The sequence below is a fragment of the Sporosarcina sp. P26b genome (genome assembly GCF_002743245.1).
Classification (GTDB): domain Bacteria; phylum Bacillota; class Bacilli; order Bacillales_A; family Planococcaceae; genus Sporosarcina; species Sporosarcina ureae_C.
The window spans coordinates 42841-58045 of record NZ_PDYW01000006.1 but is presented as its reverse complement, the minus strand read 5'-3'; the positions used below and the strand labels follow the sequence as shown (position 1 = coordinate 58045).

The window sequence follows — 15205 nt, the reverse complement described above, 5'->3', positions numbered from 1 at the left end:
TGTAGCCATTTGCTTTGTACCTTTTATATCCATTTGAATTTCTGTTTTATTCCCACATTAATCGATCTACATAACTTCCATGTACATACAACACATCATACGGTGCTACATCTGATCGAATTTGAATCCAAGGGCTTTCAGGCAATTGATCATTGTTAATAATCAACGGCATACCAATCTTTGCATATTGATAAACTTCAGCTCTGCTAGTGTTAGGATCTTGACGAACATTGAGTTTAACCTCATTCGTCAAACCAATCTTCAACTGATTGGCCATTTCTTTCCCACCCATCGAGCGATCCATCCGATACAAGTGTCCTCCAATTTTAGAGCCCCAATACGGATCGGACGCGTACTTGACGTTCATGCCGATTGCTTTATTGCCGAAATTCGTTCCATTCGCATATTTGGCGCCTGGTGGTAAGTAGTTTCTATTCAAAAATGAATCGACAAGTTCCTGGATGTTCTTACTTACAGAAGCAAAATATTTATTTTGTGGATTATCATCCGTCACATACATACCGAATAAATTATTATAATTCAGTGCGTATGAACTGAGCCCATATTGGCTTTCATGCAGTGCCAGCGCAAGGATATGCATCGCGTTAATATGACTTTCTCGTTCTATACGCTTCAACTCCGCCCCCATCCCAATCAACTTGCTTCTAGTCGTCGCATTTTTGTAGATCGTAGGTTGCGGTTTGGCATTTTCAAGTCTTCTTAACTGATCCATAATATACGCATCAAGTTCATCTGCTGTATAGCGTGTCATACTGCGCATCGGCAAGTATTGGAAGTACTGATGGGCTGTACCGACCGCTTTGCCTGCCACATCACGAAAATGGCTTCCGTCCGTGCTATAATACTTGGCACCCTCTTGCATAAAACGTGGTGCCGCGCCCATTTCATATGAAGCAAATTTTTTGGCGTTATGTGAATAAATGAAGTGATAGAGCGAACCTTTCGACACTTTGTAGTACGTGCGATCCGTCACCGTTTGACTTGGCAATAGCCTCGCATTTTGTTGTTTAATGTAGAAGTTTCTTCCCGCCAGTTCAACCTTCACAGATTTCGCTGTTGAATCAACGTAAAGAAGCTCCGTATCAGCTGGTACATACGTTTCTTGTGTAGTTAAAGCTTCATTGGCATATAAAATCGTCAATGAACTCCCTCCATATGCTACAGTCGAGACAAGTCCTGCTGGCATATGAATAATGTTATTTTGTAACAATACCACTTGATTGCTATTCATACGATTTGCAGCAGTTTCAAAACTTGGAAATCTTTCTATAATGGATGTTGTACCATTGGCTTGTACATTCGCTAGATCATAAGTTACCCCCGCTTTGATCGAAAACGTCTTCGTAATCGGTGATTTTAATGATTGGCCGTCCGTGTTTTCTACGGCTTGAGTGATAACCAATGTATAGTGTTCACCGTAACGGTAATTGCCTACAGGCGGTGCAATATGTATTTTTTGATCTTTGTCAGAATAGGACAGCACATTCTCCTGTATTTTCCCTTGAGAATCTGTGATATAAATCGAGCCTGGCACTGTTTCACGCTTTACCGGTTTATTGAACGTGATCGTCCAAGACTTGTCCGGCTCCTGATTGGGCGAATGATCCGGCCAAGTTGCAGCTTCGGCTACGAACATCAAGGAAAACGTAACCAGAAAGGCGATTGCAGTAGTTGTGATATGTTTTGTCATGTTTTTCAATTCTAGTAACCTCCCTTTTCGATAATTATACAGGATGTTACTAGAAATCTTATTAAATAAAACAACTATCTCCGCAATACTTTGATAGACACAAAAAGCCACTTCACTTGAAACACACTTCATTTCTAAAGTGTGTCTCAAGTAAGTGGTTTTTCTATTACGACTTATATTATTTCGCTTACTAACATAACGTGTTCATTTCATACACTTGTAACTAAATCACTGTTTTCCAGAATGGATTCTGCAGATACATACTGCAGATCCTGCGCTTCAGCCACTGCTTTGTATGTTACGCTTCCATTCACTGTATTTAACCCTTTACGTAGTGCTTCATTATCTAGAAGCGCTTGCTTAAACCCTTTATTAGCAATTTGGAGTGCATAAGGAACCGTTACATTAGTCAATGCCATAGTAGATGTTTGTGGCACAGCACCTGGCATATTAGCAACTGCATAATGCACTACATCATGCTTAACGTAGATTGGATCATCATGTGTTGTCACTCGATCCGACGTTTCAAAAATGCCTCCTTGATCGATGGCAATATCCACTAAAACGGATCCAGGTTTCATCGATTGAACCGCTTCTTCAGATACAAGCTTAGGTGCTTTGGCTCCTGGAATGAGTACTGCCCCTATCACCAGATCTGCTTCTCTAACAGATTCTGAGATGTTAAATGGATTGGAAACGAGTGTCTGTATACTATTACCGAAAATTTCATCCAAATGACGTAAACGATCGACTGATAGATCTAGAACCGTTACGTGAGCACCCATGCCTACAGCAATACGAGCCGCGTTAGCACCCGCCTGCCCTCCACCAATCACTACGACTTTTCCACGAGACACACCAGGCACGCCAGCTAGTAGAACACCTTTTCCACCTTTTGTTTTCTCAAGATACTGAGCGCCAATTTGTGTAGCCATCCTTCCAGCCACTTCACTCATTGGAGCGAGCAGAGGTAATGAATGATTAGGTAGCTGAACCGTTTCATAAGCAAGACCTACTACTTCATTTTCAAGGAGTGCATTCGTCAACTCTACTTCAGATGCCAAATGTAAATACGTGAACAGTATTAATCCTTTGCGGAAAAAGCGGTATTCAGAAGCGATCGGTTCCTTTACTTTCATCACCATGTCTACATTCCACGCTTCTTCTGCTGTCTGGACAATTTTAGCCCCTGCTTCAACGTAGCTCTCATCTGTAAAACTAGATCCTAGACCCGCTCCCGTTTCAATAAGTACTTCATGGCCTGACGTACAAAGTGTGAAAACGCCTGCCGGAGTCATCGCTACCCGATTTTCATTATTTTTAATTTCCTTCGGTACACCAATTAACATGCTCATTCCTCCTCGAATAAAAGATAAACATTACGTAGTTTTCGGCTGTTATAACGCTAGTAAAGAAATAGAAAGTATTGCATAGAAGAAGCACCTCTAGCTGCTCACTACATCAAGTAGACAAGAGGTACTTCTTTATGCATGTAAAGGATAGACTCACTATTTACTCATTCTCTTTAAAGACTTTTTTAATAACAGATACAATAAAGTCAAAGTCTTCATCTGTGCAGGAAAGTGGCGGACATAGTGCAAGCACGTTATTGAAACCTTCTACTGTTTCGCCGTTTCGGCCAACAATAAGTCCGTTCGCCTTACATTCTCCAATGATTTTTGTAATACGAGCATTTGAAGCAGGCTCTTTAGTATTTTTGTCTTCTACCATCTCAATACCCATTAAGAATCCAAGACTTCTGATGTCTCCTACATACGGGTGATCTTTCAAACTAGCCAGCTCATCCGACAAACGATCGCCAAGTTCAGCAGAACGATTGATTAAGTCTTCACGTTCCAAAATTTCTAAGTTCTTTAGTGCGACTGCACAAGCTGCCGGATTGCCTCCAAATGTATTCACATGGCGCAAATGACTATGCTCTTCGCCCGTATCGAACTTTTCGTAAATGTCTTTTCGGATTGCGGTAACTGATAACGGCAAGTATGCGCTAGTCAAACCTTTTGCCATCGTCACAATATCAGGTTTCACCTTGAAGTGTTGGTGTCCAAATGCTTTTCCAGTACGCCCAAATCCGCAAATTACTTCGTCGATAATTAATAGAACGCCATGGCGTGTACAGATCTCTTGCACCTTCTCTAAGTAGATCGGGTGTGGAATCAAAATCCCACCACCTGTAATAAGTGGCTCCATAATGATTCCTGCGATTGTCTCTTTTTGCTCCCAAATAATCTTTTCTTCAAGCTCTAAAGCACGCTGGATATTGTATTCTTCCACCGAAATCCCTTCTGGTTTTCGATAGTTATCCGGAGGCGCTACATGCAAGAATCCTGGCACTAGTGGTTCATACTTATACTTTCGAAGTGCTTGGCCTGTAGCAGATAATGCACCCATTGAACTTCCGTGATACGCACGATAGCGGGAAAGGAATTTATATCGGGATGGTTGCCCATTTTGCTGATGGTATTGACGTACTAGTTTAAATGCTACTTCATTCGCATCCGATCCACTATTAGAATAGAAGATTTTATAGTCGTCTCCCAACATTTCATTTAATTTAGCAGCAAGTTGAATGGCCGGTTCATGGCTTTGTGTCATCGGAACATATGCTAGTTTTTTCATTTGCTCATATGCAACTTTTGCAATTTCTTCTCTTCCGTAACCGACATTCACACACCATAATCCTGACATGCCATCTAAATAACGATTTCCTTTATGATCTGTAATCCATGCATTGTCTCCACTCTCAATAATCATCGGTGGATTCTTTTCATTATAAGCAGAAATATGATGCCATACTTTATCTCGATTTTGTTCTGTCAATGACTGTTTATTATTTTGATCCTGTTCATGTATAGTTTTCAATATGCGTTCCTCCCTTTTCTCAATATTCATGACGTGCAGTCAACATTTTCTTGCGTGTGTAGAATTCAATTCCATCACGGCCGTTTGCATGCAAATCGCCGTAAAATGACTTCTTATAGCCAGAGAATGGGAAGAATGCCATAGGCGCTGGTACACCTAGATTAATACCGAGCATTCCTGCATCGATTTCTTCTCGGAATTGACGAATAGCCTTCGAGCTATCTGTGTACAAACAAGCACCATTCGCGAAATCTGACTCATTTGTAAGTTGAATCGCTTCGTCTAATGTCTCTACTCTGATCACCGAGAGTACCGGCGCGAAGATTTCTTCCTTCCAAATTCGCATTTCGGTCGTAACGCCTTCAAATATTGTCGGTCCTACGAAATAGCCGCCTTCTGAAGTAGATTGATCGCCACGGCCATCACGAACGAGATTAGCGCCCTCTTCAATACCTGCTTCGATGTAAGAAAGTGTCTTATCTTTATGCGACTCACGAATAACAGGTCCAAGGAACACTCCTTCTTCCAAACCATTTCCAATCGTCATATTATTTGCCTCTTCAACTAATCGTTTCACAAGTTCGTCAGCAATATCTCCAACTGCGACCACGACAGCAGCAGCCATACATCTTTCACCAGCAGAACCAAATGCTGCATTGGTGATATTCGTAACTGTTAAATCCATATTTGCATCCGGCATAACGATCGAATGGTTCTTAGCACCTGCTAGTGCTTGAACACGCTTACCATTAGCAGTTCCTGTTTTATATACATACTCTGCAACCGGCTGCGATCCTACAAATGAAACTGCCGGTATGTCTGGATGGCTTAAAATTCCGTTAACGATATCATGTGCTCCATGAACGATATTGAAAACTCCATCTGGTAGTCCCGCTTCAGTTAATAGCTCTGCTAATCTATTCGCTAAAAGAGGTGTACGCTCTGAAGGTTTCAAAATGAACGTATTACCTGCTGCAATGGCAAGTGGGAACATCCAACAAGGAACCATCATGGGGAAGTTAAACGGTGTAATCCCCCCGACAACTCCTAAAGGATAGCGATACATACCCGATTCAATGTTGGTAGCAATATCGGGTAGTTGGTAACCCATCATCAAGGTTGGTGCCCCTGAAGCAAATTCCACACACTCAATCCCACGCAGAACTTCTCCATAAGCTTCTGCATAGTTTTTTCCATTCTCTATTGTAATTAGTTGTGCCAGCTCCTCCCAATGAGCCACAAGAAGTTGCTGATACTTAAATAGAATACGAGCCCTTTGCGGTACCGCAACTTTCTTCCATGAAGAAAAAGCTTTTTTGGCTGCATCTACGGCAACTTGTAGATCTTCCGCAGTTGAAACGGGTACTTCCGCAATAATTTCGCCTGTGGCAGGATTTGGCACCTCTTCATATTTATCCGTGAGTGATTTTACCCATTGTCCATTAATAAAATTAGAAAGCGCTTTCTTTTCTACAACCAATGTATTCATTTTTCTTCCTCCCCTTCTTCTAACCTTGCTTTAGAGCAAGACTTGAGCTAAGCTACTATCTATAGTTTAACGACTATTCTAATAACTTTCATTTTACATTGTGTAACATTGTTCCAAGTATTTTTTTACGTTATGGAGGTCTGTAATGATGAACGAACTTTCTTTGACTGTTCAAGACGTCCTTGCCCGCGACACCTTTAAGCATGCAAGACTCTTAGCAGGAAAAAACGGCTTAGATCGTCAAGTTAGATGGTCACACATACTCGAAGTAAGCGATTTCAGCTCATTGGTCAACGGAGGTGAAATCATTTTAACAACGGGCATACATTTACAGCTTGATACAGAAACACAATTACACTATATAAAACAGTTAATTGAATTGAATGTGGCATGTCTATGTGTTGAAATTGGAGTTCACCTTAGTGAGGTGCAGCAGGATATTATTGACTTTGCTGATGATCAAAACTTTCCTATCATTATTTTTGAGAAGTCTGTAAAGTTTGTTGATATTTCACAAGACTTGCATACAGTAATCATTAATCGGCATTATGAGATGCTTTCAAAAATCGATACACTATCTCGGAAATTTAATGAGTTGAGCTTAATGCCTAATGGAATTTTAAAAATCTTACAAGAGATACAAGTGCATTTTAAACAAGATGTGTTGTTTATTTCTGACGATGAAAGATCCTATTATTACCCTATTGAATCAAAAACTTGGAAAGATGATCTGCAGCGTTTCTTAAATGATAATCGTACAGAAACTTTTGAGCACGACGTATACATGGTAAACGGAGAACCATTCGCACTGCTGTCAACAAGTGGTTTAGGCCAAGACTTAGGTTATCTGTGTTTACATCTACCACAATCGCTGGCTGATGACTTTATTTATTTAATTTTAGATCGAGCCTCTCTAGCCATTGCGCAAATATTACTTCGAAATCGTACTATACAAGAGAGAAACCAACATTATGAAGATGAATTTGTTCGTAATTTACTACATGGTCGTTCAGTAGAACAAGAGGATTATCAATTTTATTTACCAACGAAAAGTCGTAATACACATTATCGTATTTTAATGATTCAAATGGATACTCATGACTCCGTAATAGATGACTATAATTGGGAAGAAATCCGTTCGCAGCAGGCTATGATCATTCGTTCACTTTGTAAGCGACACAGTATTTTCCCCGCTCTTACAGTTAGTAAAAATGAAATCACAATCGTTGCCTCCTTCATTGCATCCGATCAGCGTATAAAAGATACAAATCGCTTCACTCAGCTAATCAAGCAGATCCAGAGTACGGATGATAATGCTTTCTCTAACGGTCGTACGTATAAATTTGGTATTAGCTCTGTACACCAAGACCCTTCAAAGATTCCAACTGGCTATATGGAAGCCAAAAAAGTAGTGGATATTAAGCAAAGTTTTTCATTTGAAAGTGATTACTATGAAGACTTAGGTATTTATAGATTGCTTCTATTGATTAAAGATGAAGGATACCTTGATCACTATGTAGAAGATTATCTCCAATCTTTAATTGACTATGACACTAAAACAGACAGTGAGTTATTTGAAACTCTACGTATTTATCTTGAGTGTGGAGGCTCAAAAAAAGAAACGGCAGATCGTCTCTTTATTGTTCGGCAAACGCTATATCACCGACTGGAAAAAATCGAAACGATACTTGGTCCGAATTTCATGTCTCCCCTAAATCGCATTGCGCTCGAAGTGGCTATTATGGCCAAACAAATTTTAGTCAAAAATGATTAATATAACTTACAGCTGCTACTTCCTGGACTATACAAGTAGTGGCTGTAAGTGCATGACATCTCTTCGTATTCAAGAACTACTACTTCCCCCTGCAATAAGAGCTAGTTTATTTAGTTCTATCCTGCGTCATAATGGATGATAACTACCGCTAACTGCATCTACAATAAGTTGTCCTTGCTTATTATTCGGCAACTTGAAATCCGTCAACCAAAAAGGGCGATAAAAAAGATTTCTTTGTACTTCTATGATTTTAGGCATTGTTACGAATTTTGCTTTTGAGGAAGCATTATCAAAAACAAATCGCTCCGCTATACTAATGGCATCTTCCTCTGCAATGACAGGCTGAGGAATTCTTCCAGTTTCTACTGTCCGTTCAAAAAACATAGGTTTGACGTCTACAAGTGAACCTCTTCCACCAAGTGCGTCTACCGTACAGGCCACTTTCCCCTTAAACTTCAGCAAACTTTTTGCGCTTACTTGATATTCAAAGAAGTAATAGGGATAGTAAATTAAATCTTGAATGTGAAACAGCGTTTGTTTTTCATATTGTTGCAACCCAAGCAATACTTCTTCTTCCGAAAAATCAATTTCTTGTACTAACAGGGTGCTCATAACTATCTACTCCCGCGAAATATTTATCGTTCATCAAAAACTTAGATACATTACTCGCCTCTGGCGCCAGATCGCGTGTAATGTTGCGATCAAACTCCTTTGAAAAATAGCGCTTTTTCCTAGACTGTTCAAATGCTTCTTGTACTTCTTCTGAAGGCTGTCGACCAAATTGACTTCCAATCATCATACCTAGAATAGATACAATTAGACCTGCCAAAAACGGATGAAGTCCAGTCGATGTTTCCAATGACATGGAAGTCCAAATAATATTTGTCATCGCTCCACCGATCATGGCAGATAAGCAGCCTATATAATTAGCTTTTTTATAGTAGACGGATGAAACATATGGAACTAAGAAAGCATTTCCTAGTGTACCGAACGCAAACAGAACTAATGCAAATACCGATGGCGGCTCATAGATCGCTACAATTACACCTACAATACCTCCCATTAAAATACACAGTCTGGATACGAGAATCATAGTTTTTTGACTAGCATTCTTGTTGATGAACCGTTGATACACGTCACGCGAAAGAATAGATCCCGCTTGCATCAAGATAGAATCTGCAGTGGACATAACAGCAGACATAATTGCCGAAAGCAATAATGCTGCAAAGATTCCTGGGAATAACGTATAGGCCAGTTCAGTAATAATCATTTCAGGATCTGCAATTGTAGGAAGCAAAATGATACCGATCAATCCTAAAATATAAGGAACGAAAATGAAAAATTGGTTCCAAATAGCACTGATCATGACTGCTCCTTTTACTGTTTTCGTACTCTTCATAGACATATGGCGAACGACTACGTGTGGGAGTCCCATATAGCCTATAGAATAGATAAGGATTGCACCAATCACCATTCCCCATTGCCCATAATATGCCAAACCTTTACCCCAGATACTCAAGTAGGTAGGATCAATAGCTTTTAAGGCAACGTTCAATCCAGTCAATCCCCCTACATGGAAATACGCAAGGAAACCGATACCTACAACGCCAAACACCATAATCAATCCTTGTACAAATGAGGTATACGCAACAGCTAAATAGCCTCCAGCTACCGTGTAGACGATAATGACGCTAATACCGATAATTAAAGACAGTTCATACGTGAAGCCTGTTAGTGTAGCCATAGCCTTTCCAGCTGCAATAAACTGGGCGCAAACATAACCGAATAAAAAGACGATGGAGATAATCGATCCTACTACACGAACGCTCGGACTTTCAAAGCGTTTCTCTAAATATTCAATCGGTGAAAGCGCTCCCATAATTTCAGACATTCTTCTCATCCGTTTACCTAAAACGGATAGGTTGATGATGGATCCACCCGCATCTCCAATAGCGTACCAAATAGCATACCAGCCGTATTTAAAGGCCATAGCAGGAGCACCCATAAACATGAACCCGCTCATTGCAGTCGTTTGCATGGTCATTGCAGTAACAGCAGGCCCTAGAGAACGACCACCAAGTAAATATTGTTCTGTCGAGGATGATGATTTTCTGGAAAACCATAAACCAATCGTTAATAGAACGCCAAGGTAGACAATAAAAATAATCCCATCGATACTCATTGAATCCCCCCATTGTTACTGCATATTTTGTTGTTGTTTTTCATGTTCGTCCATTTCATCTTCTAGATCATCTTCTCGCTTTAATTTAAAGTATATGATTACAGCCAATCCTACCCAAATAAAAGGCCATGGTACAAACCACCAAAATGTTTCAGCAGGAAATCCAAGCATATTTTCACCTCCTCATTAGATCCGAAAATGTTATCAGACTATTTAATCTATTATATTTGTAAATCAGCTGTAACACATTGGACATAGTGTAATGAAATATCAATAGAGATTAGATGTTTTGTAATTCATGGATATTCTGTAAGTAGTTACACATAAAAAAGGACTATAGAGTAGCCCCTTCATAAAAGAGCTTTCTATAGTCCTCATTTTGTTGCGTACATTAATTATAAAATTGAAGTTACTTCTTATTTCACATGGCTAAGGGGCTTTTCATACTCGACTACCCCATCGATAATCGTCATGACCACGGACACATCTTTTATTTTTTCTGTATCCAATGAAAGTATACTTTCATCCAATATAACCAAATCAGCTAATTTCCCGACTTCTATACTACCTTTTATTTTTTCATCAAAACTAGCATAGGCCCCCATATAGGTATAGGCCTTTATCGCATCTTGCACACTTACTCGTTGGCTTACTCCTACATCCTGTCCTGAAATAGATTTTCTATTGACAGCTGCATGGATGCCAAGAAGTGGGTTACGATCTACTATTGGCGTATCAGAAGCGAATGCAAATGGAATTCCTTTTTCTAAGTAATCATTTGCTGGATACATTACATTTACACGATCCCCAAAGTTTTTAATATAGGAATCACCATTTGCGTAGATGAAAGCTGGATTAGGAATAATGACAACTCCTAATTCCTTCATTCGCTCTTGAAGATCAGGGCTCGCAATCCCCGCATGTTCAATGCGGTGGCGGTGATCGGAACGCGGATTTTCATTTAATGCATTTTCTATACAGTTCAGCAACATTTCAATCGCTCTATCTCCCTGAGCGTGTGCAGTGATTTGATAACCTTTGCGATGTGCTTCCCCAAGTATTTCATTCATTCTATCCTGTTCGTAATACAGAATGCCTGTATCTGTTGGATCACTATCGTATGGCTCGCGAGTGGCTAATGTTGGTCCTGTACTACTGCCATCTGTAAAGAGTTTAGCCGGTCCAATTTTGAGCCACTCATCGCCATCTCCAGTTACCGCTCCTTCATCGATCATATGTCGAACGAAAGACTCCGAATCCGTCAATGAACCAATGAGAGTATAAACTCTGTTTTTCACATCGCCAGAATCTATTGCTTTTTTAATCAATTGTAAAATATCCGGTCCCCATCCGTAGCTGCCTGCGTCATGGAGACTCGTGATACCAGATTCCACGAATACTTGGGATGCTAGCTTTAGTCCTTGTGCAATTTCCTCTTCGCTATAATCTGCTACGCTGAATAATTGCATATGTGCGTTTTCAATCATTTTCCCTGTCAAGTCACCTGATGAATCTCGTTCTATTTCTCCGCCAGCTGGATTCACAGTTTCTCTTGTAATCCCTGCAAGCTCCATTGCTTTGCTATTTGCAATAGACGTATGATTACATACTCTAATAATCACTATTGGATGTTCAGTGGAAATCGCGTCAAGCTCCTGTATAGTAGGAAAACGCTCCTCCTTCACAGCACTTTCATTAAAACTCGTCACACGAATCCATTCACCCTTAGGAGTGGATGTAGCACGTTTTTTAATTTCAGCAAACAAATCTTCCAAGGAATGAATGTCAGGACTTGCACAACTAATACCTAGTAAGTTTGTTCCATAGATAGTCAGGTGCAAGTGCGGATCTATAAACCCTGGGAGGAGAGATTTGCCTTCCAAATCAATAACCCTAGTCTCTTCTCCAATATAACATTCTATCTCATCGTTCTTGCCTACAGCGACAATAATATGATCTTTCACCGCCACGGCTTCTGCAATAGTTTCGTTTTGATCAACTGTCAGTACTTCTCCATTAGTAAATACTATGTCTGCGTGCATAATTAGCCACCTCTCCAAATTTAAATGAACATATGATAGTTAGCTGCGAAGATAAATGTCTTCCTCTTCATTCCCAGCAGTCTTCGTAAATAGACTTACAACTATCATGATGATCACATTAGCAATCAATCCAATGATTCCGGCATGCATTCCAAATGGTGTGGATTCTGCGACCAATTGGAAGTAGAAATTCAACGCCGCTCCCACTACTAGTCCGCTGATGACGCCAGCTGCGGTAGCACGTCTCCAATATAACGCACTATACACACCTGGTGCGAATTGAACGATCGCCCCATAAGCACCTAATAGCAAGACAATTAATCCTTGCCCACCAAAAATCGTGATAATATATGCCAATCCTCCGATTACAAAGACACCTACGCGCATGATAGTCAATACCGTCTTATCAGGCAGATCTTTAAATATAGCGCGAATAATCCCATCTGTCGTTTCCAGTGTAGCATTGTGTGTAATCGCATCAGCAGATGACATCGCAGCAGCAAGTGCACCCGCACCAACTAATCCATATACCCAGCCTGGCAAATTCATGACAGTTGTGATTAAGAATGGTAGAATCTGATCCGCACTTTCAATCAAGTTCGCATCTACAATTCCTTTAGCCGCAAATCCTACTAGCAATAGTGGTACTAGGAATAATGCGAAAATCGGATAAACCAGAACCGTTTTCTTTATGACTCTAGGACCTGTCGCATAAGATTTTGTGAATAGATGCGGCCACATAAGAAATCCGATTACAGAGACTAGAATAGTAGTCGTGAATGGTATAGTCCCCATATTTGACCCTTCTTTTCCAATCTGTAAAAATTCAGGTGTTTCTGTAGCGATATTCGTGAACATCACACCAACTGAATCATGCAACTGATTTACTATAGCCAATCCTACGACCCATGAAATGATAATCATCAATAGTCCCTGGAATACGTCTGACCAAGCTGCAGCACGCAATCCTCCTGTTGCTACATAGACAACAACAATGCCATATGCAAGGAGTCCTCCCAGCCAAAATGGAATTCGCCCTTCAGTCATGATGTTAAAGATATGTGCCATTCCAGTCAGTTGAGTAGCTAAGTATTGTATGGATGCTAGTAAAGCAAGTACACCAACAATAATACCGAGCCATCTACTTTTATATCGAATTCTCAAAAAGGATGAAAGCGTATACAAATTAAACTTTTTACCGATCTTAGATATCTTAGGTCCGATGATATACCAAGGAAGAATCGCAAAAGCTGTATAGATGATAATATAATAAGCAGGGGCTCCTTTTTCATATGCCCAACCTGGTGCACCTAAGAATGAGAAGGCGCTAAATACAGCTCCACCCATCAAGAACCACATAACGATTAACCCTAATTTACCTCCTGCAACAGCAAACTCATCTAGAGAACTGGAATCTTGCCCTTTACCTGCCCACACCCCGACTACTAATGCAATAACTAAGTAACCCACCATAATGATTAATGCGATTAGCCAATTTTCCATTATTCATCACCTTCTTCCAACGCGCGATCTGGATCAAATTGATGCAGTATGATTATTGCAACAAACGTAAGTAGTATAACTAAGATAATATAGAAGAATGAAAAGGGAAGTCCCATAACTATTGGCGTTGCTCGATTAGCTAGCTCAAACAACGGAAATATTAGCAATAGAAAAGGGATAGTAACAGTAATAACATAAATGGTATTAAACTTTTTCCTACTCATTGAATTCCTCCATCAATACTTTATTTTGTAATCTATTACTTTTGACAAGCCATTCTAAATACGGTCTTATAGAGTAATTCTGCTCCTAATGCAATATCTTCTGGTGAACTATACTCCTTTGGATTGTGACTTATACCATCTTTGGAGCGAACAAAAATCATTCCATAATCACATACATAGGACATTTGAAGTGAATCATGAAATGGTCCACTCATTAACTCAGGTGGTGTTAAACCCATTTCACTACTTTCTTCTCGCATGATTTGCATAATGTTTTCGTTGCAGAATCGTGGCTCGTTCCTCGTATCTTCACTGATTTTATAGGTCAAGCCGTGTTCTTCTGCAATTTCATCTATATGCTGTCGTAAAACTTTCTCGATTTTATCACGTCTATTCTCATCAATATCACGAAGATCTACAGTGAAAGTAACTTTTTCGGGAATGATATTGCGGGAATCAGGAAATACTTGCAAGCTTCCTACAGTACTAACGGTCGGTGCCTCAGGAATTTCTTGTGCTAATTCATTTAATTTTACAATGACTTTAGCAGCGCCAACTAATGCATCTTGCCGCATCGACATAGGAACAGATCCAGCATGTCCTGCAAGCCCCTCCATTTCAACCGTCATCCATAACGGACCTGAGATGCCTGTCACAATACCAATCGGCTCATCTTTTGCTTCTAGCACAGGCCCTTGTTCAATATGTAGTTCTAAAAATGCTGCGATCTTTGAAGTATCTATTAGACATTCTGTAAACTTTGATGGATCCGCTCCAAATTCAATGAGTGCCTCACGCCTAGTCATACCTGTCTTATCCTGACGATCTAGTTCTCCTTCTTCTAGCTTATCTAGGATGCCTCTAACACCAAATAATCCTTTATTGAAACGAGAACCCTCTTCATCAGCAAAGGCAATTAAAATAATAGGGATCTCGGGTATGATTTTATCTTCATAAAAAGATTCCAGTACTTCTAATGCCCCCATCACGCCGAGCGCACCATCATATCTTCCACCGTATGGCTGTGAATCTATATGAGAGCCTATGACTAATGCTGGCGCATCATTTGCTAATCCATCCATTCTGCCAATCAAGTTTCCAAAATGATCAATTGTTGTATGCAATCCTATTCCATCCATATACTTTTTAACGTGTAAGACAGCTTGTTTATCTTCAGGTGAATGTGCGAGTCTTGATACCCCTGTCGAACCGATTTTACCTATCTCTGCTAAACTTTGAAGATTATCATTCAATCTACCTGCATTAATCGATTTTGATAACGCTTTCATTTCAACACTCCTTCAACCTTATAATTCTATTCCAGCTCTATTATTGATTATATATTCAAATCTGTCTATGCTCACTTGACATAGTGTAAATATTTCGAATATAAAGAC

Annotated in this window: 12 protein-coding genes; 1 reads left to right on the top strand and 11 read right to left on the bottom strand. The window is 39.9% G+C overall.

Annotated elements, in window-relative coordinates; all coding sequences use genetic code 11:
* Positions 1 to 46: 46 nt before the first annotated feature.
* The 4 genes from CSV69_RS08065 to CSV69_RS08050 form a co-directional block, all read right to left on the bottom strand.
* Positions 47 to 1711, bottom strand: a complete 1665-nt coding sequence (locus CSV69_RS08065) for a glucosaminidase domain-containing protein (RefSeq protein ID WP_158232634.1) — start codon at positions 1709 to 1711, stop codon at positions 47 to 49.
* A gap of 209 nt (positions 1712 to 1920) precedes the next feature.
* Complete coding sequence (gene ald, locus CSV69_RS08060) at positions 1921 to 3060, bottom strand: alanine dehydrogenase (RefSeq protein WP_099625108.1); 1140 nt, start codon at positions 3058 to 3060, stop codon at positions 1921 to 1923.
* A 163-nt stretch (positions 3061 to 3223) separates the two neighbouring features.
* A complete protein-coding gene (locus CSV69_RS08055; protein WP_099693137.1) occupies positions 3224 to 4624 on the bottom strand; it encodes an aspartate aminotransferase family protein in 1401 nt (466 codons plus the stop codon).
* Positions 4614 to 6083, bottom strand: a complete 1470-nt coding sequence (locus CSV69_RS08050; RefSeq protein WP_099693136.1) for a CoA-acylating methylmalonate-semialdehyde dehydrogenase — start codon at positions 6081 to 6083, stop codon at positions 4614 to 4616. The genes CSV69_RS08055 and CSV69_RS08050 overlap by 11 nt, the downstream gene beginning before the upstream one ends.
* 145 nt (positions 6084 to 6228) lie before the next feature.
* On the opposite strand from CSV69_RS08050, the gene CSV69_RS08045 reads away from it, so the two are divergent.
* Positions 6229 to 7857 (top strand): PucR family transcriptional regulator, encoded by a 1629-nt coding sequence (locus CSV69_RS08045; protein WP_233192350.1) that lies wholly within the window; start codon positions 6229 to 6231, stop codon positions 7855 to 7857.
* Positions 7858 to 7983: 126 nt separating this feature from the next.
* Here the strand turns inward: CSV69_RS08045 and CSV69_RS08040 are convergent, their stop codons facing one another.
* From CSV69_RS08040 to CSV69_RS08015, 7 genes are all read right to left on the bottom strand, one after another.
* Positions 7984 to 8469 (bottom strand): hypothetical protein, encoded by a 486-nt coding sequence (locus tag CSV69_RS08040; RefSeq protein WP_099693135.1) that lies wholly within the window; start codon positions 8467 to 8469, stop codon positions 7984 to 7986.
* On the bottom strand, positions 8441 to 10039 hold the full coding sequence (locus CSV69_RS08035) for a sodium/proline symporter (protein WP_099693134.1): 1599 nt from the start codon (positions 10037 to 10039) through the stop codon (positions 8441 to 8443). Before CSV69_RS08035 ends, CSV69_RS08040 begins: the two co-directional genes overlap by 29 nt.
* A 15-nt stretch (positions 10040 to 10054) precedes the next feature.
* Positions 10055 to 10210, bottom strand: coding sequence for a hypothetical protein (locus CSV69_RS17020; protein WP_198166169.1), 156 nt, complete (start codon positions 10208 to 10210; stop codon positions 10055 to 10057).
* A gap of 245 nt (positions 10211 to 10455) precedes the next feature.
* Positions 10456 to 12081, bottom strand: coding sequence for an amidohydrolase (locus CSV69_RS08030; protein WP_099693133.1), 1626 nt, complete (start codon positions 12079 to 12081; stop codon positions 10456 to 10458).
* Positions 12082 to 12120: 39 nt separating this feature from the next.
* Positions 12121 to 13584: a sodium:solute symporter family protein gene (locus CSV69_RS08025; RefSeq protein ID WP_085428264.1), complete on the bottom strand. Its 1464-nt coding sequence runs from the start codon at positions 13582 to 13584 to the stop codon at positions 12121 to 12123.
* Positions 13584 to 13808, bottom strand: a complete 225-nt coding sequence (locus CSV69_RS08020; RefSeq protein ID WP_085428263.1) for a hypothetical protein — start codon at positions 13806 to 13808, stop codon at positions 13584 to 13586. Before CSV69_RS08020 ends, CSV69_RS08025 begins: the two co-directional genes overlap by 1 nt.
* Before the next feature lie 35 nt (positions 13809 to 13843).
* The gene (locus CSV69_RS08015; RefSeq protein ID WP_099625104.1) at positions 13844 to 15097 is read right to left on the bottom strand and encodes a M20 family metallo-hydrolase; all 1254 of its coding nucleotides are present in this window, start codon (positions 15095 to 15097) and stop codon (positions 13844 to 13846) included.
* Positions 15098 to 15205: the final 108 nt, after the last annotated feature.

Bases quoted from the DNA above. Each gene is read 5' to 3' on its own strand.
- CSV69_RS08065 (WP_158232634.1), bottom strand. From the start codon at position 1,711: ATGACAAAACATATCACAACTACTGCAATCGCCTTTCTGGTTACGTTT.
- CSV69_RS08020 (WP_085428263.1), bottom strand. From the start codon at position 13,808: ATGAGTAGGAAAAAGTTTAATACCATTTATGTTATTACTGTTACTATC.
- CSV69_RS08040 (WP_099693135.1), bottom strand. From the start codon at position 8,469: ATGAGCACCCTGTTAGTACAAGAAATTGATTTTTCGGAAGAAGAAGTA.
- CSV69_RS17020 (WP_198166169.1), bottom strand. From the start codon at position 10,210: ATGCTTGGATTTCCTGCTGAAACATTTTGGTGGTTTGTACCATGGCCT.
- CSV69_RS08015 (WP_099625104.1), bottom strand. From the start codon at position 15,097: ATGAAAGCGTTATCAAAATCGATTAATGCAGGTAGATTGAATGATAAT.
- CSV69_RS08035 (WP_099693134.1), bottom strand. From the start codon at position 10,039: ATGAGTATCGATGGGATTATTTTTATTGTCTACCTTGGCGTTCTATTA.
- CSV69_RS08045 (WP_233192350.1), top strand. From the start codon at position 6,229: ATGATGAACGAACTTTCTTTGACTGTTCAAGACGTCCTTGCCCGCGAC.
- CSV69_RS08030 (WP_099693133.1), bottom strand. From the start codon at position 12,081: ATGCACGCAGACATAGTATTTACTAATGGAGAAGTACTGACAGTTGAT.
- CSV69_RS08050 (WP_099693136.1), bottom strand. From the start codon at position 6,083: ATGAATACATTGGTTGTAGAAAAGAAAGCGCTTTCTAATTTTATTAAT.
- CSV69_RS08055 (WP_099693137.1), bottom strand. From the start codon at position 4,624: ATGAATATTGAGAAAAGGGAGGAACGCATATTGAAAACTATACATGAA.
- CSV69_RS08025 (WP_085428264.1), bottom strand. From the start codon at position 13,584: ATGGAAAATTGGCTAATCGCATTAATCATTATGGTGGGTTACTTAGTT.
- ald (WP_099625108.1), bottom strand. From the start codon at position 3,060: ATGTTAATTGGTGTACCGAAGGAAATTAAAAATAATGAAAATCGGGTA.